Here is a 604-nt window from a genome sequence, read left to right as displayed (position 1 = left end):
AGAGAGGCTATGCCTCTCTTTTTGTATGCAGTTGAGGTAGTGAGAAGTACAGAAGAGGAGAAGTAGATCAAAGGCTGGATGCTTTCTGCTAGACTAAAGGTAGAAAGGAGAGGTCTATGAATCTAAAAGAATTATACGAAGAAAGCAAGGGGATCGTCCATAAGTGCCGCAAAGAATACCATTTACATCTGTGGGAGAAAGAGGACTGGGACCAGGAGGGGATGATGTGCCTGTATGAGCTGGTCAGTCACCATCCAGAGTTACTAGTTGGTGAGCGCCATCAACTATATGTGTGCTTTAAAACCAAATTCCGCAATCGTATCCTAGACTACATCCGTAAACAGGAAAGTCACAAGCGCCGTTTCGACAAAGAGCCTTATGAGGAGGTGAGCGAAATCAGTCATCGCCTAGGAGAAAAAGGACTGAGACTGGATGATTACTATCTCTTTCACGAACTGCTAAGGAATTACAAGGCAAGTCAGAGTAAAGAAAAACAAGAACAACTTGACCGTCTAATGGGAGGAGAATGTTTCAAAGGACGCAAGGCACTTCTAGGAGAATTAAGAGTGGTATTGAGTGATTTTAGATAAAATGAAAGGAGATT

General features: G+C 42.9%; 1 protein-coding gene. It reads left to right on the top strand.

The genetic code is table 11. From position 1 onward, the window contains the following. Positions 1–116 precede the first annotated feature (116 nt). Complete coding sequence (locus HMPREF9965_RS02985) at positions 117–590, top strand: hypothetical protein (protein ID WP_001049383.1); 474 nt, start codon at positions 117–119, stop codon at positions 588–590. Positions 591–604 lie beyond the last annotated feature (14 nt).

This window comes from Streptococcus mitis bv. 2 str. SK95, from assembly GCF_000222705.1.
Taxonomy (GTDB): Bacteria; Bacillota; Bacilli; order Lactobacillales; family Streptococcaceae; genus Streptococcus; species Streptococcus mitis_AY.
This window is presented reverse-complemented; position numbering and strand designations above follow the sequence as displayed.